The following is a 17,991-nucleotide window of genomic DNA, read 5'->3' as shown; positions in this document are numbered from 1 at the left end:
TTCGGGAGACCTGCATTCTAATGACGCCCCACCCATCTTCCCTGTCGATAGCAAAGCGCGATGGCGATGCACCTGACTCCGCCCCGAATCCTATGCTGGCCAAGCTGCACGCTGGTCTTTGTTTGGAAGCGCGTCACGGACTTAGCTCCGCCCAAATGGCCATAGTTAAAGTTCAGGGGCGCACATCGCAGTCACCCGGAATATCAATCGCATCAGAGGAGGGAATTCGCCCCAAGGCAGCGGCGCCGAAGCATTCATTCCGGAGCGTTGATCGTGTCTCCCAACGGAGCGTTCGAGAAAACGCCCTACTTGCCTTGGCAACGCAGCTTGGGATAGACGGCGTTACTCGACTGCATTCCAATCCGGCAGGGGGATTTAATTGTTCCTAACGGAAAGGAAGGTATCCGCTCACTAACTCGCCGTGAGCTTCTTAGTCGATTCCCCAGCACCATAAGAGTAGTAGTTGTAGCCGCCGTAGTGATAGCCGGACACTTTCGCATCAAACTTCGTCAACAGAGCACCGATTACGCGAGCACGAGCAGCCTGGAGTCGTTTAAGCGCATTTTTGGCGTGTGCAACGCGCGTCCCACCTGCCTCGATCACCAGAAGCGTGCCGCTCGTCATGTTTGCGAGCGTGGGCGCATCAGCGAGGCCCATGACCGGCGGCCCGTCGATAATCACATGGTCGTACTTGTCGCTCGCGACCTTGACGAGAGCGATCATCTTGGGTCCAGCGAGCAGTTCTGCGGGGTTCGGCGGGAGTGGGCCGGAAGAAAGGAAACTGAAATTTGACAGTTCAGTTTGTTTGATTACATCCATCGCCTTCGCGGCTCCCGAAAGGTAGTTGCTCAATCCTGCGCTGTTATCGCTCCCCACTGCCCTATGGAGTGAAGGGTTTCGAAGATCGGCGTCAATGATCAGAACCCTTTTCCCGAGCTGGGCAAAGTTCTGGGCCAACATGAAGGCCGTCGTTGATTTCCCCTCAGACGGGGAAGCGCTAGTGATTAGCAAGCTTCGGGGCACGCCACTTTCAGTTGCAAACTGAAGCGCAGTCCGAAGTGAGCGGTATGCTTCTGCGAAGGCCGACCGGGGATCGGCGATGGCCCTTGCCGGGGTCATCGGCGACTTCAAGAGAGGGATCACCCCAAGCACGGCCTGCCCAAGCAACCTTTCGACGTCCTCCGGGTGCTTGACGCTGTCGTCGATCACTTCAAACAGCAGAGCGAGGAGCAATCCGACGACGAGTCCCAATAGCAGACCAATCGCCAAGTTCATCGAAAGCCGCGGTTTGTACTTTGAAATCGGAAGCTCGGCAGGATCGACGATTGAGATGTTGTTAGTGCCAACACCCCCGGCAACGCCGATCTCCTTGTATCGCTGAAGCAGCGCGTCATATTGCTGCCGGTTGGTGTCGACTTCCCGACGCAGGATGTTGTACTCAATGCTTCGGTTGCGCAGGTCGAGCACTTCATCTTTCAAGGCATCGATCTGAGCACGAAGCATCTGTTCCTGTGCAAGCGCAGACTCGTACTCGCCCCTGATCGCCGCCTTGATGTTTCCAACTTCGGTCTGAATCTGTCGGTCAAGCTCATCAATCTGGGCCTGCAGCTGCTGCATCTCCGGAAAGGCAGGCTTGAAGATGCTGAGCTTGTCCTGATACTGAGCCTGCAAGTCGGCACGGCGTTCTTGCAGCGCTTGGACGATTTCACTGCCGAGGACGGCGCTAAGGCCCATGCCCGACGCTGACTCCGCATGCTTCCAGCGCGCTTCCGCACGAATGCGTTGGTCTTGGGCGGCTGCCAACGTTGAGTTCAGCTCGGAAAGACTCTGCGTCGAGAGGGACGATCCGTCGATTGCATCAACAATTCGCTCGCGCTGGGCGAACTCGACCAGCCGCGATTCAGAATCCTCCAATTGAATTCGAAGCTGCTCTAGCCTCTCCTCCAGGAAGGTTTTGGCGTATGAAGATGCGTCGAAGCGGCGCTCCAGATTGCTCGCGATATAGGCCTCAGCGACGGCATTGACGACGCGCTGCGAAAAAGCTGCGTCCGGACTGTCAAAGTGAACTCGAACTAGACGCGAGTTACGCACCGGCTCAATGCTGAGGCTTGCGAGAAAGCTGTTGATGCGCAATGTCTGTCTGACGGATTCTGTGGCGGCGAGATGAGCCGCATCGAGTTCCTCGTCGTCAGTTTCTCCGGCCAGGCCTAGCAAGAGTTTCCACGGCGCAGGCGCCGTCATGGCTTGGTATGCCGTGTCGTTTTCTAGATCAAGCTCACTAATGACTCGTTGAGCGAGCGACCGGCTCTTTAGCAGCTCATATTGAGTTTGAAAGAAATCTCGATCCGCAGGGGACTCTGCCGGATTGAACCCTTCCACCTGAACCACCTGCATCGTGTCGCGCTCGATCTGAAGCGTTGCAGTTGCGCGATAGATGGGAGTCAGCAGCAGAGTCCCGACCAATGCAGCGATCGAAATGATCAGCGTTGCGGCGATTACCGTCCAGCGACGCTTTACGATTACTCGCCAGTAATCAAGAAGATCGATTTCGCCCTTTCTTTCGGGTTCGGCTGGCTCAGCCAGCTCCGCACTGAGAAGCCGTTCGCGCGACGCAAGCATATGCCGCGGCTGTGGTTTTGGAGCCGGCGCCGGCAAACCGGCCTCCTGGGGGTCGAATTCCTGGTTCATCACGAGAGTCCTGGATCAGAATGTGCGGAAACCAACGATGCCGCGCAGGCTCTCGGTGATCGTTTTCAGGGCAGTCCGCGGGCCGGACTGGTCGATGACGATGATGTCGTCGCCGTAGACCTGCGGGTCTTCGGCGTTGCCGGCGCGGATCTCGCGCAGGTCGAACAGCGCCGCCATCCGCTGGCCGTCGATGGTGCGGAACACGACCACCGCCGACGGGTCCGCCAGCGGGGTCAGGCCTTCGCTCATCGCCACCGCCTGCAGCAGGCTGGTGCGGCCGGTGATCGGGAAGATGCCGGGCTTGTTGACGGCGCCTTCCACGGTGATGCGCTGGCTGGTGTATTCCTTCACGAACACGCTGACCTGCGGGTTCTGCAGGAATTCCTCGGACAGCCGGCGGGCGATTTCCTGCTCGAGCTCCGGCACCGTCTTGCCGCCGGCGGCCACGGCGCCGATCAGCGGCAGCGAGATCATGCCCGATGAGTTGACGCGGACCTCGCGGTTCATCGCGTCGAGCTGGAACACGCTGATCTGCAGCAGGTCGAGGGCGCCGACGCGGTAGTCGGGTACGCCGGTGTAGGCGCCGCTGGCGCCGGTGGAGTCCGGGGCCGGCAGCGCTTCGTTGGCCACGACCACGGCGCGCGCATTGCCGGCCCGCAGGTTGCCGGTGTTGCTGGTGACGCAGGCCGTCAGCAGCAGCACGCAGAGCAGCAGCAGGAACCGGAAGTAAGCGCGGGTCATCGTCATTTCCTACGGAAGGGCTCGGGATTCTACTGGAACAGGCGCCGCCAGAAGCCGCCCTTCCCCTTCGCGCTGGGTCTGGGCGCCGGCAGCGGCGGCAATTCGGACGGCGGACGGTCGTCGAGGATCCCCTGCGGACGCGTGACGACCAGGTGAGTCGCTTCCTCGGCGCCGACCCGGCGGGCCGCCGCTTCCCGTCCTTCGGCGAGCAGCGGCGGCCGCTTGTCGATGTGGTGGGAGTCGGTGGCGAGGATGTGTACCAGCCCTTCGTCGAGCATCCGCTCGGCCCAGTACTGCGGGCGGCGGCCGAAGCGGCCGGTGAGGCTGCCCGAGGTCAGCTGCATCCAGCAGCCCTGGTGCACCAGGTCCGGGAACACCTGGTAGTGGCTTTCGATCCAGCTGAGCCGTTCCGGGTGGGTGATCACCGGCACGATGCCGGCGGTCATCAGCCCGAACACCGATTCGGCGAAGCGCGGCGGCGCCACGTGGTGCGGCGGCTCGAGCAGCAGGTAGCGGCTTCCGCAGATCGTCGGCACCCGGCCACCCTTGATGCCGCCGACCAGGTCGGGGGCCAGGTGGGTGTCGGCGCCGAAGCCGAGCTGCAGCGGGATGCCGGCCTTCGCGAGCTCGGCGCGGAAGGCGTCGACCGCGGCGGCGATGCCGTCCTTCGAGTTCTCGTACAGGCCCGGGTAGATGTGCGGGGTGCAGGCGGTGAAGGTGATGCCGTCCGCGACCGCGCAGCGGGCCATCGCCAGCGACACGTCCAGTGCCGTCGGGCCGTCGTCGATGGCCGGCAGCATGTGGCAGTGCAGGTCGATCATCGGGCGGGACCGTCGGCGGGCACGGCCTCGTCGTCGTCGCCGTCGTCCACGGCCTGGCGGCTGACGAAGGCGCCACGCAGGCGCTTGAGCCGCTCGACCGCCAGTTCGTGGTCACGGGTGAACACGAACCAGCCGACCAGCAGCACGCCGAACAGCACGACCAGCAGCGGCCGCCAGATGTCCAGCTTCACCGCGAAGGCGGCGAACAGGCCCAGCGCCAGCGACACCCCGGCCATCAGCAGCACCACCGCCACCGGCTTGAAGCCGGCATCGAGCAGCAGGTGGTGCATGTGCTGGCGGTCGGCCGAGAACGGCGACTTGCCCTGCATCAGCCGGCGGAAGATCAGCACGATGCAGTCGATCAGCGGCAGCGCGATCGTCCACGGCCCCAGCACCGGCGACACCGGGTGCTGTTCGTTCTGGGTCAGCTGCACGCTGCACCAGGCGATGACGAAGCCGAGCAGCATGCTGCCGCCGTTGCCGAGGAACACCCGCGCCCGCGGCTGCCACGGGAAGCGGAAATTCCACAGCAGGAAGCCGACCAGCGCCGCCGCCACCGCCAGCAGGTGGCCGGCGATGCGGAAGTCGCCGGAATACAGGGCGAAGCAGGTGAACAGCGCCACCGACACCAGCGACAGCGAGCCGGCGAGGCCGTCGACGCCGTCGGCCATGTTCAGGGCGTTGATGACGCCGACGACGATGAAGATCGTGAACGGGAAGGCGAACAGGCCGATGTTGGAGCCGGCGAAGCCGAACACGTCCTGCAGGTTGGTGGCGGTGACGCCGGCCAAGAGCATCATCGCGGTGCCGGCCAGGGCCTGGGCGCCGATGCGCCAGCGGGCGCTGATGTCGAAGCGGTCGTCGAGCTGGCCGACCAGCACCAGGCCGATCGCGCAGGCGGCGAAGGTGACCAAACGGATGTCGATCGGCGTCTCGGTGAACAGGGTGACCAGGATCAGGCTGACCAGGATGCCGAGCCCACCGACCACCGGGATCGGCGCCCCGTGGTCCTTGCGGCCGCCGGGCTTGTCGACCATTCCGAAGCGCAGCGCCACTGGCACCAGCGCCCGGATCAGCACCGCGCAGGTCAGCAGGCAGATGCCCGCGCGCAGCCATTGTGCAAGCTCGATCTTCTCGATCAAGGCCAGATACTGCATCAAGGACCCCCTGTCCCCGTTTTTGACGGCGAGAAACGCGATCTTGGGCGCGTGTTCATGCCGGGAACGGGGATTCTAACCGGTAACGGCAGGGGATCGCGCCTGAACGCGCTCCTACGGGTGGGGGGATCGCGCCTGAAGGCGCTCCTACAGGTCGGGGGGGGAGTGGCGGCCATAGGCATCCTCGAAACGGACGATGTCGTCTTCACCCAGATAGCTGCCCGACTGCACTTCGATGAGCTCGAGCGGCACCTTGCCGGGGTTCTCCAGACGGTGGCGGCTGCCCAGCGGGATATAGGTACTCTGGTTCTCGCTGAGCAGAAACTCGCGGTCGTCGCAGGTGACGCGGGCGCTGCCGCTGACGACGATCCAGTGTTCGGCGCGGTGGTGGTGCATCTGCAGGCTGAGCGCGGCGCCGGGATTGACGACGATGCGCTTGACCTGGAAGCGGTCGCCGCTGTCGATGCCGTCGTAGCTGCCCCAGGGCCGGTACACCTTGCGGTGCACGCTGGCCTGCGGGCGGCCTTCGGCCTTCAGCCGGGCGACGATGTCCTTCACCTGCTGCACCTTCTCCTTCGCCGCGACCAGCAGGGCGTCGTCGGTGTCGACGACGATCACGTCCTCGAGCCCGAGCAGGCTCACCAGCCGCCTTCCGCCCCAGGCCAGGGTGTTGCGGCAATCCAGTGCGATCACGTCGCCGTGGTGGGCATTGCCGTCCGCATCCTGGTCGGCCACCTGCCACAGCGCCGACCACGAGCCGACGTCGTTCCAGCCCACGTCGACCGGCAGAACGGCGGCGCTTCGCGTCCGTTCCATCACCGCGTAGTCGATGGAATCTGAGGGGCAGGCCGCGAAGGCCGCGTGTTGAAGGCGCGTGAAATCGGCATCCTGAGCGGCCCCGGCCAGGGCGGCCTCGGCGGCGGCGGCGATCCCCGGGGCGAAGGCCTGCAGCTCGGCGAGATAGCGCGAGGCGCGGAACAGGAACATGCCCGAGTTCCAATAGTGGTCGCCGCTGGCGACGTAGGCCTCGGCGGTGGCGCGGTCGGGTTTCTCGACGAAGCGGGCGACCGGGCGCACGGCGCCTTCGGGATCCCCGGCGACGCTGCCGGCGCCGGCGCGGATGTAGCCGTAGCCGGTTTCCGGGGCGTCCGGCACCACGCCGAAGGTGACCAGGGCGCCGGCGGCGGCGGCCGGCAGCGCGCGCTCGACCGCGGCGCGGAAGCCGGCGGCGTCGGCGATCACGTGGTCGGAGGGCAGCACCAGCAGCAGCGGGTCGGCGCCACCGGCGCGCGCCTGCAGGGCGGCGACGGCGATCGCCGGGGCGGTGTTGCGGCCGACCGGTTCGAGCAGCAGCGCCGACGGCTTCACGCCGACCCGGCGCAGCTGTTCGGCGACCATGAAGCGGTGTTCCTCGTTGGCGACGACGATCGGCGCCGCCACCCCGGCCAGGCCGGCGACCCGGCGCCAGGTGGCCTGCAGCATCGACGCGTCGCCGACCAGGGGCTGGAACTGCTTCGGGTGGGTTTCCCGCGACAGCGGCCAGAGCCGGGTGCCGGAGCCGCCGGAAAGCAGTACGGGAACGAGAGGGGTCTTGCTGGCCATCGCGGTCTTTCGTGTTCGGACCGGCGCAGGATAGCCGGCCCGAGCGGCTACTATCCGGTCTTTCGTACCCCGAGCCGCCGGCGCAAGCGATTTCATGGCCCTGCCCACCCGCGAAGAACTCCGCCTGGAATGGACCCGCCAGGCCCTCGCCGATCCCGATGCGCCGCTGCGGCGGGCGTCCAACGACGCCAGCTTCCGCAGCTACTGGCGGGCGGAATCGGCCGGGCGCAGCTGGATCGTCATGGACGCGCCGCCGGACCGCGAGGACATCCGCCCCTGGCTCGACGTCGCCGACCGCCTGGCCCGCGCCGGCCTGCACGTGCCGGAGATCCAGGCCGCCGACCCCGAGCGCGGCTTCGTGCTGATGGAAGACCTCGGCGACCGCACCCTGCTCCCCGAGCTGTCGTTGGCCACGGTCGACCGCCACTACGGCGACGCCCTCGCCGCCCTGCTGGCGATGCAGCTGAAGGCCGACACCGCCGGCCTGCCGGTCTACGACGAACCGCGCCTGGTCGCCGAGATGGAGCTGATGCCGGAGTGGCTGCTGCGCCGCCACCTCGGCCGGGAGATCGGCTGCGAGCAGTGGGACGTCATCGAATCGGCCTTCCGGGTACTGGTCGACAGCGCGCTGGCGCAGCCGCAGGTGTTCGTGCACCGCGACTTCCACTCGCGCAACCTGCTGATCACCGACCGCGACAATCCCGGCATCGTCGATTTCCAGGACGCGGTGCGCGGGCCGGTCACCTACGACCTGGTGTCGCTGCTGCGCGACTGCTACATCGAATGGCCGCGCGAGCGGGTCGAGGCCTGGGCCGGGGATTACCGGCAGATGCTGGCGAACGCCGGCGTGCCGGTGCCGGGCCGCGAGGCCTTCCTGCGCGCCTTCGACCTGATGGGGCTGCAGCGGCACATCAAGGTGCTCGGCATCTTCTGCCGGCTCTGGTACCGCGACGGCAAGGCCGGCTACCTCGGCGACCTGCCGCTGGTGTGGAAGTACGTGCGCGAGGTCGGCGGGCGCTATCCGGAGATCGCGCCACTGGTGGGGCTGATCGCCGGGGCGATCGGCGACCGCGACCTGACGATGCCGCAGTGACGCGGGCCGCAATGAGGGACACGGACCGCAATGCAGGACGCTGACCCGTGAAGGCGCTGATCTTCGCCGCCGGGCGCGGCGAGCGCATGCGGCCGCTGACCGACACCACGCCGAAGCCGCTGCTGCCGGTGCGCGGCAAGCCGCTGATCGTCTGGCACCTGGAGCGGCTGGCGGCGATCGGGGTGCGCGAGGTCGTGGTCAATACGAGCTGGCTGGCGGAGTGCTTCGAACCGGCGCTCGGCGACGGCGCGCGCTGGGGGCTGCGCCTGCACTGGTCGTACGAGGGGCCGGAGCCGCTGGAGACCGGCGGCGGCATGCTCGCGGCGCTGCCGCGGCTCGGCGAGGGGCCCTTCCTCGGGCTGAACGGCGACGTCTGGTGCGACGCCGACCTCGCCGCCCTGCCCCGCGATCCGCCGGGGCTGGCGCATCTGCTGCTGGTCGACAACCCCGGGCACCACCCGGGCGGGGATTTCGTGCTCGGGGCGGACGGGCGGGTTGCCGCCGAGGGCGCGCCGCGGCTGACCTTCGCCGGCGTGGGCGTGTACCGGGCGGCGTTGCTGGACGGGTGGTGTTCGGCGGTGGGCGATGCGCCGGGGGTCGCGCTGGATCCGCCGCGCTTCAAGCTGGCGCCGGTGCTGCGTGCGGCGATGGCGCGCGGCCTGGTGACCGGGCAGCGGCACGCGGGCGAGTGGACCGACGTCGGCACCATCGAGCGCCTGCGCCAGTTGGGGACGTACCCCGCTTAACGGGGTACGTCCCCGTTCAGGAGTCGGCGGAGGAAGGGGACGGTGAGTCGGCGCTGCGCGGCGAGGCTGGCGCGGTCGGCGCGGTCGAGCAGTGCGGTCAGGGAGCCGAGGTCGCGGTCGACGCGGCGTTCCAGCCAGTCCAGCACGGCGTCGTCGAGGTCGAGGCCGCGGCGGGCGGCGCGGGCGCGCAGCACGTCGCGGCGGCCGGTGTCGTCGAGCAGCGCCAGGTTCACGCGGGTGCACTGGCCCAGCCGGGTCACGAGGTCGGGCAGCGCCAGGCCCAGCGCCGCCGGCGCCTGCCGCGCCGCGTACACGACGGTGGCGCCGCCGGCGCGGGCGCGGTTGTGGAAATGGAACAGCGCCTCTTCGTCGCCGCCGTGCCCGGCGACCGCATCGAGCCCGTCCAGGCACACGAGGTCGGCGCCTTCCTGCGCCGGCAGCATGTCGGCCAGATGCCCGGAGAACCCGGCCAGCGGCAGGTAGGCGGCGCGCCGGCCGGTTTCGGCCGCGGCGGCGCAGGCGGCGAGCAGCAGGTGGGTCTTGCCGCTTCCCGCCGGCCCGGCCAGATACAGCCAGTCGCCGCCCGCGGTCGCGGCCGCGGCGAGCGCGGCGACGGCTTCGGGCTGGCCGTGGAAGGTGTCGAGACGCTGGTCCGGCGGCGCCCGCAGGCCGAGCGGCAACTGCGGCGTGATCACGGCTGCCCTGTAGGAGCGCCTTCAGGCGCGACCTCACCTGTAGGAGCGGCTTCAGCCGCGATCGCACCTGTAGGAACGCCTTCAGGCGCGATTTCTTCCATCGCGGCTGAAGCCGCTCCTACGGGGGCGGGCGGGATCGCGCCTGAAGGCGCTCCTACAACAGAACCAGGGGTTTCGTCGGCGCCGTAGAGCTGGCTCTCGGTGTAGCGCTGGTGCAGGTAGCGGCCGACCACGACCACCACCGCCGCGACCGGCAGCGCCAGCAGCACGCCGAGGAAGCCGAACAGCTGCCCGCCGGCCATGATCGCGAAGATCACCGCCACCGGATGCAGGCCGATCTTGTCGCCGACCAGCCACGGCGTCAGGAAGAAGCTCTCGAGCAGCTGGCCGACGCCGAACACCCCGAGCACCAGCGCCAGATGCATCAGGTCGCCGTGCTGGACCAGGGTCGCGATCACCGCCAGGCCGACGCCGATCGCGGCGCCGAGATAGGGCACGAAGCTCACCAGCCCGGCGATGAAGCCGATCAGGATGCCGAGGTCGACCCCGACCAGACTCAGCCCGGTCGCATAGACCGCGCCGAGCGCGATCATCACGCTCAGCTGGCCGCGCAGGAAGCCGCCGAGCACCTGGTCGGACTCGTGCGCCAGCCGCACGACCACCGGCTCCACCGGCCGCGGCAGCAGGTCGCGCAGCATCCGCCCCATCGCCTGGCCGTCGCGCATGAAATAGAAGGTCACCACCGGCACCAGCGCCAGGTTGACGATCCAGCCGATGATCGCCAGCCCCGAGCGCGACACCCCGCCGAACACCGTCGCGGCGATGCCGCCGGCCTCCTGCCAGTGCTGGCGCAGCAGCATGATCACGTTGCTGGGGTCGAAGTAGCCGCGCAGCTCGAGGTTGAAGCGCTCCTCCGCCCACGGCACCGCGGTGAAGGTGATCCACGCGCCGAGCCGCGGCAGCCAGTCGATCAGCTTCGAGATCTGCCGTTCGATCAGCGGGATCAGCAGCAGCACCGCCAGCACGATCACCAGCGTCATCAGGCAGAACACCAGCACCACCGCGGTGGTGCGCGAACGCCCGGCCTGCTCGACCCGGCGCACCAGCGGCTCGCCGATCCAGGCCAGCAGGGCGGCGACCACGAACGGCGTGAGGATCGGCGCCAGCAGCCAGATCAGCACGCCGACGCCGACGGCCAGCGCCAGCCACTGCCAGCGGCGACGGTCGCTGAAGGGATCGGGGAGGGGTCGGTTCATCGTGGGCGTTTCCCGGAGGCCTGCCATGCCTTCGCACCATAACGGAAGACGTAGTCGAGGCCGCTGAGCAGGGTCACGAGCGCGACGCCGACCAGCAGCTGGCGCATCACCGCCAGGTACTCGCCGCGGTCCAGGCCCCACAGACCGGCCGCATCGCCGAGGCAGAACAGCACCAGCGCCAGCTGCAGCAGGGTGCTGGCCTTGCCGAGCCAGCTCGGCGCCGCCTCGAAGCCGCGCCTGAGCCGCCACCAGGCGGCGGCGCCGGCGACGATCACCAGATCGCGCCCGAGCACCAGCGCCGGCACCCAGCCCGGCAGTTTCAGCGCCCACCACAGGCCGAGGAAGGCGGCCGCCGCCAGCAGCTTGTCGGCGATCGGGTCGAGGGCGCCGCCGAGGCGGCTCTGCCAGCCGTGCCGGCGCGCCAGCCAGCCGTCGGCGAGGTCGCTGAGCGCGGCGGCGACGGCCAGCCAGAACGCCGCCCGCCAGTGCCCCTGCAGCATCAGCCACGGCAGCACCGGCGCCATCGCCAGGCGCAGGCCGGTGATGGCGTTGGGCAGGTGGCGCAGGTTCATGGCCGCAGCTGGTAGCGGCGTGCCTCCGGAGGAGCCAGCGGATCGGCCTGCAGCACGTCGCCGGAGGCCAGGAAGCGGTCGAAGCCCTCGGGGCCGACGGCCAGTTCCAGGTGCAGGCGCAGCGAGTCCGGGCCGGCCTCGAGCACGCGCAGCTCGCGCACCACGGCGAGCTTCTGCAGATAGCCCATCGCCCGGGCGAAGTCGGCGGCGCCGTGCACGCGCACGACCTCGATCACGAGCGGGCCGGGTTCGCCGGCGGCGACGGTGACCGCATCGCGGCGGGCCAGCGCATCGGCGGCGCCGTCGGCACCGGAGGCCAGCGCCCGCTGCGGGCTCGGGTCGCTGAAGGACCAGCGCGACAGCACCGTGCCGCCGTCGCTGAGCACCCAGTCGGCGGTCCAGCCGGCGCCGGCGCGGTAGAGCTTGCCGATCAGCTGGGTCTCGCCGCCGTAGCGCGAGGTCAGCGCCTGCATCGGGCCCGGGTCGAGCGACCAGATCGTGTTCACCGCCGCCTGCTCGACCGAGCTGCCGGAGGGCATGCCGAAACGCAGGCCGCGCTCGACGCCGCGGCTGGCCAGCGGCTTCACGACATTGAGCTGCTGGGCGTTGACCAGGCGGGCGCCGCGGCCGTCGTCGATCGCCAGCCACAGCAGCGGCCGCGGCCGCGGGCTGGTCCAGTAACCGAGGCCGGCGCCGGCGACCAGGGCGTCGACGCTGCCCGGATCGAAGGCGAAGCTCATGTTCGTCTTCAGGATCGGCACGCCGCCGATCGCGGTGTTGCCGCCGGCGTCGCTGGCCTCGCTGGTGTCGCTGGTGACGACGAAGCTCTCGGCCTGCGGCAGCGCCCGGCGCACCACCGGATGCGCGGCGGCCTGCGGGTCGCCGGTGATCTTCACCATCACCTGCGCCAGCGCGCGCGCGGCGGCGGCGCGGCGCTCGGCGGCGCCCTGCGACAGCAGTTCGACCTCGGCGCGGTAGAGCTCGGGGTCGCGGGTCGCTTCCGGGGCGGCCACGGCACTGTCGGCGTCGCCGCCGGTTTCGGGCTGCGGGGATGCGGCGTCCTGTGCGGCGGCCAGCGCGGGCGCCAGCAGCGTCGTCAGCAGCAGCGCGGCGAGCCTTCGTGGAAACGGGGACATGGACGGAACCGGAATCGAGACTGCCGGCATGGTGCCGCAAGCGGCCGGCAGCCGTCCACGACGCGCGCCGCGCCGGCCGGCCGGTCGCGGCGCCGCTGCTAGAATGCGCGCCTTCCCCCGCGCCGGAACCGCCGTGACCACGCCCACTCCCCTCACCTACCGTGACGCCGGCGTCGACATCGACGCGGGCAACCAGGTCGTCGATCGGATCAAGCCGCTGGTCAAGCGCACCTTCCGCCCGGAAGTGATGGGCGGCCTCGGTGGTTTCGGCGCGCTGTTCGACCTGTCGAACAAGTACAGGGAGCCGGTGCTGGTCTCGGGCACCGACGGCGTCGGCACCAAGCTCAAGCTCGCCCAGCAGCTGAACCGCCACGACTCGATCGGCATCGACCTGGTGGCGATGTGCGTCAACGACGTGCTGGTGCAGGGCGCCGAACCGCTGTTCTTCCTCGACTATTTCGCCACCGGCAAGCTGCAGGTCGACACCACGGTGGCCGTCGTCGGCGGCATCGCCAAGGGCTGCGAACTCGCCGGCTGCGCCCTGATCGGCGGCGAGACCGCCGAGATGCCGGACATGTACCCGCCGGGCGAATACGACCTGGCCGGCTTCTGCGTCGCCGCGGTCGAGAAGTCGGCGATCGTCGACGGCGCGGCGGTACGCGCCGGCGACGTGCTGCTCGGCGTCTCCTCCAGCGGCCCGCATTCGAACGGCTATTCGCTGGTCCGCAAGATCTACGAGCGCGCCGGCCGCCCGGCCGACACCGAGGTCGGCGGCGTGCGCCTGATCGACGCGCTGATGGCGCCGACGCGCATCTATGTGAAGCCGGTGCTGCAGCTGCTGCCGGCGCACGAGATCCACGCGATGGCGCACATCACCGGCGGCGGCCTGACCGAGAACATCATCCGGGTGATCCCGGACGGCCTCGGGCTGTCCATCGATGCCGCGTCCTGGCCACTGCCGCCGGTGTTCGACTGGCTGATGCGCGAGGGCGCGGTGCCGAAGGAAGAGATGTGGCGCACCTTCAACTGCGGCATCGGCTTCGTCTTCGTCGCCCCGCCGGCGGCGCTGCCGGCCCTCGAAGCGGCGCTGGCCGCGCTCGAGCTCCCGAGCTGGCGCATCGGCGAAGTGATCCCCGCCACCGGCCCCGACCGCGTCCGCATCGGCTGAGCGCCCGGTCGAGTCGAGCGAAAGGAACGCAGATTCCGCAGATCAAGGCGGATGAAGGCGGTTCGTTCCACTGTTCGGGCCCTCGGAAATCGTGAGTCCTGGCCCAACCCTGTTGATCGATCCGCCCTTATCCGCGTGGATCTGCGAAATCTGCGTTCCCTTGCCATGACCTCCAAGGTTTCGGACGAATGAAGATCGCAGTGCTGGTTTCGGGGAGGGGCAGCAATCTGCGCGCGCTGGTCGCGGCGACGCGGGACGGGCGGGTGCCGGCGGAGGTCGTCGGGGTGTTCTCGGACAAGCCGGCCTGTGCGGCGCTGGCGTTCGCGCGTGAGGCCGGCATTCCGGCGCTCGCGCGGGCACCGAAGGATTACGCGGACCGCGACGCGCACGACGACGCGCTGTTCACGGAAATCGCCCGCGTTCAGCCCGACCTCATCGTCTGTGCGGGATACCTGCGCATCATCGGCGCCGCCGCGCTGATGCGTTTCGAGAACCGCATGCTCAACATCCACCCTTCCCTGCTGCCGAAATATCCGGGCCTGCACACGCATGCCAAGGCGCTCGCCGCCGGCGATGCCGAGCACGGCGCCAGCGTGCACAGCGTCATCCCGGCGCTCGACGCCGGCCCGGTGCTCGCACAGGCACGCATTCCGGTGCGGCCCGGCGACGACCCGGACGCGCTGGCGGAGCGGCTGCTGCCGCGCGAGCACGCCCTGCTCGTCGCGAGCGTGGCGCTGGTGGCGGAAGGGCGGATGCGGCTGCGCGACGACCACCTGCTTCTCGACGGCGAACGCCTGCAGCAGCCGCTGCAGCTCGACGCCGACGACCGCCTCACGGGAGCCACCGCATGAACCTTCTCCGCAGCACCGTCCTGGCCGCCGCCTTCGTGCTGCCGGCCGCCTCCGCCCTCGCGGCGCCGCCGCCGGCCGGATTCAGCGCCGAATACGAGGTGTTCCAGAACGACAAGAAGCTCGGCGTCGGCACGATCACGCTGCGCGTGCTCGCCGACGGCCGCTACGAGCTGGTCACCCACACCGAGGCGACCCAGGGCATGTACGGCGCCGCCGGCATCCGCCGCGACGAACGCAGCGTGATCGACTGGCGCGGCGCGCAGCCGGCCGGCGTCAGCTACCGGATGGAGCAGCGCGCGGCGTTCAGCCGGCGCACGCACGAGATCGACATCGACGCCGCCGCGCGCACCGCCGTCAGCCGCTACCGCGACGACACCTATCGCCTGCAGTGGAGCCCGGCGCTGATCGACAAGCACGGCCTGACCGCGGTGATGATGTCGGAACTGGCCGCCGGCTGGCGCGGCGAGCGCACGTTCTCCGTCGCCGAACGCCGCGACGTCGATGCGCAGGTCTACCGCACCGCCGCCGCGGTGCGCCTGCGCACCGCGATCGGCACCGAGCGCGCGATCCGCGTCGAGCGCGTGCGCGGCGACGGCAGCGGCCGCGTCACCAAGATCTGGTTCGCCCGCGAACGCGGCTGGCTGCCGCTGCGCATCAAGCAGTACGAAGGCGACGGCGACACCCTCGACCTGCGGATCGTACGGGTGCTCTGAGGCTCAGCTGGGCAGGCGGCGGATCTTCGCGCCGAGGGTGCCGAGCTTCTCTTCGATGTTCTCGTAGCCGCGATCGATGTGGTAGATGCGGTCGACGACGGTTTCGCCTTCGGCGACCAGGCCGGCCAGCACCAGCGACGCCGACGCGCGCAGGTCGGTAGCCATGATCGGCGCGCCGGTCATCTTCGGCACGCCGCGGATCACCGCGGTGTTGCCCTCGACGCGGATGTCGGCGCCCAGGCGCGACAGCTCGTTGAGGTGCATGAAGCGGTTCTCGAAGATCGTCTCGGTGATGATGCCGACGCCTTCGGCGATCGTGTTCAGCGCCGCGAACTGCGCCTGCATGTCGGTCGGGAAGGCCGGATACGGCGCGGTGGTCAGGTCGACCGCCCGCGGGCGGCGGCCGCGCATGTCGACCTCGATCCAGTCGGCGCCGGTGTTCACCTGGGCGCCGGCTTCCTCGAGCTTCACCAGCACCGCGTCGAGGATGTCGGCGCGGGTCTTCTTCGCGAGCACGCGGCCGCCGGTCATCGCGCCGGCGACCAGGAAGGTGCCGGTCTCGATGCGGTCGGGCAGCACGTCGTAGTGCACGCCCTGCAGGTTGTCGACGCCGTGCACGACGATGCGATTGCTGCCGGCGCCCTCGATCCGCGCGCCCATCGCGTTCAGGCAGTTGGCGAGGTCGACGACCTCCGGCTCCTGCGCGCAGTTCTCGAGCACCGACGTGCCCTTCGCCAGCGCCGCCGCCATCAGCACGTTCTCGGTGCCGGTGACGGTGATCAGGTCGAACACATAGCGGCCGCCCTTCAGGCGTTCGGCGCGGGCCTTGATGAAGCCGTTCTCGACCGTGACCTCGGCGCCGAGCGCCTGCAGGCCGCGGATGTGCTGCTCGACCGGCCGCGAACCGATCGCGCAGCCGCCGGGCAGCGACACCTCGGCATGGCCGAAGCGCGCCAGCAACGGACCGAGCACGAGCACCGAGGCGCGCATCGTCTTCACCAGTTCGTAGGGCGCGACGGTGCTGGTGATGAAGCGCGGGTCGGCGGTGATGGTCAGCTTCTCGTCGACCATCAGCTGCACGCCCATCGCGCCGAGCAGCTCCATCGTCGTGGTGACGTCGTGCAGGTGCGGCACGTTGCCGATCGAGATCGGGCCATCGGCGAGCAGCGTCGCCGCGAGGATCGGCAGTACGGCGTTCTTGGCGCCGGAAATCTGCACCTCGCCTTCGAGCGGCACGCCGCCGGTGATCACGATCTTCGCCATGTGCTGCTTCCGTCGAACCCTGTAGGAGCGCCTTCAGGCGCGATGCTTTGCTCTTGCAGGAGCGCCTTCGGGCGCGATCCCTTGCTTCTGTAGGAGCGCCTTCAGGCGCGATCCCTTGCTTCTGTAGGAGCGCCTTCAGGCGCGATGCTTTATCCGGTTGAAGAGCATCGCGCCTGAAGGCGCTCCTACAGGGAGGCTTCTTCGGGCGTGAGCGTCCGCAGCGCCAGCGCATGGATCTCCCGGCCCATGCGCTCGCCCAGGGTCGCGTAGACCAGCCGGTGCCGGGCCAGCGGCAGCTTGCCGCGGAACTGTTCGGCGACGACGGTGGCTTCGAAGTGGACGCCGTCGTCACCCTGGACGTCGGCGGTGGCGCCGGGGAGGCCGGCTTCGATCAGTTCGCGGATGGCTTCGGGATTCATGGCGACGGCGCGGTCGGCGCCCAGGCCTTACAATGCGGCCCCGCATGATACTCCAAGAGCCCGGCATGACCGCTCCGCGCCCGCTCCCGGACCTCACCGACGACGCCCTGATCGCCAGCGGCCGCCAGGTCGTGGCGATCGAAATGCAGGCGCTGGAGGCCCTCGGCGCCCGCCTCGGCACCGATTTCGCCGCCGCCTGCCGGCGCATCCTGGCCTGCGAGGGCCGGGTCGTCTGCACCGGCATGGGCAAGTCCGGGCACATCGCCCGCAAGATCGCCGCGACCCTGGCCTCGACCGGCACCCCGGCCTTCTTCATGCACCCCGGGGAGGCCAGCCACGGCGACCTCGGCATGGTCACCGACGCCGATGTCGTGCTGGCGCTGTCGAACTCCGGCGAATCCGAGGAGATCCTGCAGATCGTCCCGGCGCTCAAGCGCCAGGGCAATGCGCTGATCGCGATGACCGGCCGCCCGGCCTCGAGCATGGCCCGGCTCGCCGACGTCCACCTCGATGCCGGGGTGCCGCTGGAAGCCTGCCCGCTCGGCCTGGCCCCGACCTCGAGCACGACCGCGGCGCTGGCCCTCGGCGACGCGCTGGCCGTGGCCCTGCTCGAGGCCCGCGGCTTCACCGCCGAGGACTTCGCCCGCTCGCACCCGGCCGGCGCGCTCGGCCGCCGCCTGCTGCTGCACATCCGCGACGTGATGCACACCGGCGACGACTGCCCGGTGGTGCGCGCCGACGCGATGGCCAGCGCCGCGCTGCTGGAGATGACCCGCAAGCGCCTCGGCATGACCGCGGTGGTCGACGCCGACGGCGTGCTGCAGGGCGTGTTCACTGACGGCGACCTGCGCCGCTGCCTCGACGACGAGGACACCGATCTGCACGGCACCCCGGTGTCGGCGCTGATGGGCCGCAACCCGAAGACGATCGGTGCCGATGCGCTGGCCGTCGAGGCCGCGCACCTGATGGAAGAACACAAGATCAGCGCGCTGGTCGTGGTCGACGGCGAACGCCGCGTCGTCGGCGCCCTGAACATTCATGACCTGTTGCGCGCACGGGTGGTGTGATCC

17 protein-coding genes are annotated in these 17,991 nt (G+C 69.2%); 6 read left to right on the top strand and 11 right to left on the bottom strand.

Features of this window, described 5'->3' with window-relative positions; genetic code table 11:
- Nucleotides 1–411: 411 nt before the first annotated feature.
- From K311_RS15700 to K311_RS0106235, 5 genes are all read right to left on the bottom strand, one after another.
- A complete protein-coding gene (locus K311_RS15700) occupies nucleotides 412–2,688 on the bottom strand; it encodes a GumC family protein (RefSeq protein WP_081683307.1) in 2,277 nt (758 codons plus the stop codon).
- 15 nt (nucleotides 2,689–2,703) lie between these two features.
- Nucleotides 2,704–3,429, bottom strand: coding sequence for a polysaccharide biosynthesis/export family protein (locus K311_RS0106250; protein WP_043796953.1), 726 nt, complete (start codon nucleotides 3,427–3,429; stop codon nucleotides 2,704–2,706).
- Between the two features lie 29 nt (nucleotides 3,430–3,458).
- Nucleotides 3,459–4,250 carry a tyrosine-protein phosphatase gene (locus K311_RS15695; protein ID WP_043796945.1) on the bottom strand — a complete coding sequence of 264 codons (792 nt, stop codon included), beginning with the start codon at nucleotides 4,248–4,250 and terminating at the stop codon, nucleotides 3,459–3,461.
- A complete protein-coding gene (locus tag K311_RS15690) occupies nucleotides 4,247–5,407 on the bottom strand; it encodes a glycosyltransferase family 4 protein (RefSeq protein WP_051239609.1) in 1,161 nt (386 codons plus the stop codon). Before K311_RS15690 ends, K311_RS15695 begins: the two co-directional genes overlap by 4 nt.
- 147 nt (nucleotides 5,408–5,554) lie before the next feature.
- Nucleotides 5,555–7,009 carry a mannose-1-phosphate guanylyltransferase/mannose-6-phosphate isomerase gene (locus K311_RS0106235; RefSeq protein ID WP_026816601.1) on the bottom strand — a complete coding sequence of 485 codons (1,455 nt, stop codon included), beginning with the start codon at nucleotides 7,007–7,009 and terminating at the stop codon, nucleotides 5,555–5,557.
- A 94-nt stretch (nucleotides 7,010–7,103) separates the two neighbouring features.
- Here K311_RS0106235 and K311_RS0106230 point away from each other — a divergent pair, with 94 nt between their 5' ends.
- Both K311_RS0106230 and murU read left to right on the top strand, forming a co-directional pair.
- Nucleotides 7,104–8,102 (top strand): aminoglycoside phosphotransferase family protein, encoded by a 999-nt coding sequence (locus K311_RS0106230; RefSeq protein ID WP_026816600.1) that lies wholly within the window; start codon nucleotides 7,104–7,106, stop codon nucleotides 8,100–8,102.
- A 47-nt stretch (nucleotides 8,103–8,149) separates the two neighbouring features.
- Entirely contained in the window at nucleotides 8,150–8,848 is a 699-nt protein-coding gene (gene murU / locus K311_RS0106225) for an N-acetylmuramate alpha-1-phosphate uridylyltransferase MurU (RefSeq protein ID WP_026816599.1), read from the top strand.
- On the opposite strand, the gene hda is transcribed toward murU, so the two are convergent.
- The 4 genes from hda to K311_RS15680 are packed head-to-tail and all read right to left on the bottom strand — an operon-like array spanning nucleotide 8,845 to nucleotide 12,507.
- Nucleotides 8,845–9,543, bottom strand: coding sequence for a DnaA regulatory inactivator Hda (hda, locus tag K311_RS0106220; protein WP_026816598.1), 699 nt, complete (start codon nucleotides 9,541–9,543; stop codon nucleotides 8,845–8,847). The two genes, murU and hda, sit on opposite strands and share 4 nt — an antisense overlap.
- The gene (locus K311_RS15685; RefSeq protein WP_081683306.1) at nucleotides 9,540–10,799 is read right to left on the bottom strand and encodes an AI-2E family transporter; all 1,260 of its coding nucleotides are present in this window, start codon (nucleotides 10,797–10,799) and stop codon (nucleotides 9,540–9,542) included. Before K311_RS15685 ends, hda begins: the two co-directional genes overlap by 4 nt.
- On the bottom strand, nucleotides 10,796–11,371 hold the full coding sequence (locus tag K311_RS0106210; protein WP_026816597.1) for a CDP-alcohol phosphatidyltransferase family protein: 576 nt from the start codon (nucleotides 11,369–11,371) through the stop codon (nucleotides 10,796–10,798). The genes K311_RS15685 and K311_RS0106210 overlap by 4 nt, the downstream gene beginning before the upstream one ends.
- On the bottom strand, nucleotides 11,368–12,507 hold the full coding sequence (locus K311_RS15680; protein ID WP_051239608.1) for a DUF2066 domain-containing protein: 1,140 nt from the start codon (nucleotides 12,505–12,507) through the stop codon (nucleotides 11,368–11,370). Before K311_RS15680 ends, K311_RS0106210 begins: the two co-directional genes overlap by 4 nt.
- 103 nt (nucleotides 12,508–12,610) lie before the next feature.
- Between K311_RS15680 and purM the strand changes: the two genes are divergently transcribed.
- The 3 genes from purM (at nucleotide 12,611) to K311_RS0106190 (ending at nucleotide 15,239) form a co-directional block, all read left to right on the top strand.
- Nucleotides 12,611–13,675, top strand: coding sequence for a phosphoribosylformylglycinamidine cyclo-ligase (gene purM, locus K311_RS0106200; RefSeq protein WP_051239606.1), 1,065 nt, complete (start codon nucleotides 12,611–12,613; stop codon nucleotides 13,673–13,675).
- A gap of 188 nt (nucleotides 13,676–13,863) precedes the next feature.
- Nucleotides 13,864–14,526: a phosphoribosylglycinamide formyltransferase gene (gene purN, locus K311_RS0106195; protein WP_026816595.1), complete on the top strand. Its 663-nt coding sequence runs from the start codon at nucleotides 13,864–13,866 to the stop codon at nucleotides 14,524–14,526.
- Complete coding sequence (locus K311_RS0106190) at nucleotides 14,523–15,239, top strand: DUF3108 domain-containing protein (RefSeq protein ID WP_026816594.1); 717 nt, start codon at nucleotides 14,523–14,525, stop codon at nucleotides 15,237–15,239. The genes purN and K311_RS0106190 overlap by 4 nt, the downstream gene beginning before the upstream one ends.
- A gap of 3 nt (nucleotides 15,240–15,242) precedes the next feature.
- Here K311_RS0106190 and murA read toward each other — a convergent pair whose 3' ends face one another.
- Together murA and K311_RS0106180 are read right to left on the bottom strand one after the other, a co-directional pair.
- Entirely contained in the window at nucleotides 15,243–16,502 is a 1,260-nt protein-coding gene (murA, locus tag K311_RS0106185; RefSeq protein ID WP_026816593.1) for a UDP-N-acetylglucosamine 1-carboxyvinyltransferase, read from the bottom strand.
- A gap of 185 nt (nucleotides 16,503–16,687) precedes the next feature.
- Nucleotides 16,688–16,921, bottom strand: a complete 234-nt coding sequence (locus tag K311_RS0106180; protein ID WP_026816592.1) for a BolA family protein — start codon at nucleotides 16,919–16,921, stop codon at nucleotides 16,688–16,690.
- Between the two features lie 65 nt (nucleotides 16,922–16,986).
- Here K311_RS0106180 and K311_RS0106175 point away from each other — a divergent pair, with 65 nt between their 5' ends.
- Nucleotides 16,987–17,988, top strand: a complete 1,002-nt coding sequence (locus K311_RS0106175; RefSeq protein WP_026816591.1) for a KpsF/GutQ family sugar-phosphate isomerase — start codon at nucleotides 16,987–16,989, stop codon at nucleotides 17,986–17,988.
- Nucleotides 17,989–17,991 lie beyond the last annotated feature (3 nt).

Source organism: Arenimonas composti TR7-09 = DSM 18010 (assembly GCF_000426365.1).
GTDB lineage: Bacteria > Pseudomonadota > Gammaproteobacteria > Xanthomonadales > Xanthomonadaceae > Arenimonas > Arenimonas composti.
This window is presented reverse-complemented; position numbering and strand designations above follow the sequence as displayed.

Excerpts from the sequence above, each read along its gene's own strand:
- K311_RS15700 (WP_081683307.1), bottom strand. The coding sequence starts at position 2,688 with ATGAACCAGGAATTCGACCCCCAGGAGGCCGGTTTGCCGGCGCCGGCT.
- K311_RS0106250 (WP_043796953.1), bottom strand. The coding sequence starts at position 3,429 with ATGACCCGCGCTTACTTCCGGTTCCTGCTGCTGCTCTGCGTGCTGCTG.
- K311_RS15695 (WP_043796945.1), bottom strand. The coding sequence starts at position 4,250 with ATGATCGACCTGCACTGCCACATGCTGCCGGCCATCGACGACGGCCCG.
- K311_RS15690 (WP_051239609.1), bottom strand. The coding sequence starts at position 5,407 with ATGCAGTATCTGGCCTTGATCGAGAAGATCGAGCTTGCACAATGGCTG.
- K311_RS0106235 (WP_026816601.1), bottom strand. The coding sequence starts at position 7,009 with ATGGCCAGCAAGACCCCTCTCGTTCCCGTACTGCTTTCCGGCGGCTCC.
- K311_RS0106230 (WP_026816600.1), top strand. The coding sequence starts at position 7,104 with ATGGCCCTGCCCACCCGCGAAGAACTCCGCCTGGAATGGACCCGCCAG.
- K311_RS15685 (WP_081683306.1), bottom strand. The coding sequence starts at position 10,799 with ATGAACCGACCCCTCCCCGATCCCTTCAGCGACCGTCGCCGCTGGCAG.
- K311_RS0106210 (WP_026816597.1), bottom strand. The coding sequence starts at position 11,371 with ATGAACCTGCGCCACCTGCCCAACGCCATCACCGGCCTGCGCCTGGCG.
- K311_RS15680 (WP_051239608.1), bottom strand. The coding sequence starts at position 12,507 with ATGTCCCCGTTTCCACGAAGGCTCGCCGCGCTGCTGCTGACGACGCTG.
- purM (WP_051239606.1), top strand. The coding sequence starts at position 12,611 with ATGCGCGCCTTCCCCCGCGCCGGAACCGCCGTGACCACGCCCACTCCC.
- purN (WP_026816595.1), top strand. The coding sequence starts at position 13,864 with ATGAAGATCGCAGTGCTGGTTTCGGGGAGGGGCAGCAATCTGCGCGCG.
- K311_RS0106190 (WP_026816594.1), top strand. The coding sequence starts at position 14,523 with ATGAACCTTCTCCGCAGCACCGTCCTGGCCGCCGCCTTCGTGCTGCCG.
- murA (WP_026816593.1), bottom strand. The coding sequence starts at position 16,502 with ATGGCGAAGATCGTGATCACCGGCGGCGTGCCGCTCGAAGGCGAGGTG.
- K311_RS0106180 (WP_026816592.1), bottom strand. The coding sequence starts at position 16,921 with ATGAATCCCGAAGCCATCCGCGAACTGATCGAAGCCGGCCTCCCCGGC.
- K311_RS0106175 (WP_026816591.1), top strand. The coding sequence starts at position 16,987 with ATGACCGCTCCGCGCCCGCTCCCGGACCTCACCGACGACGCCCTGATC.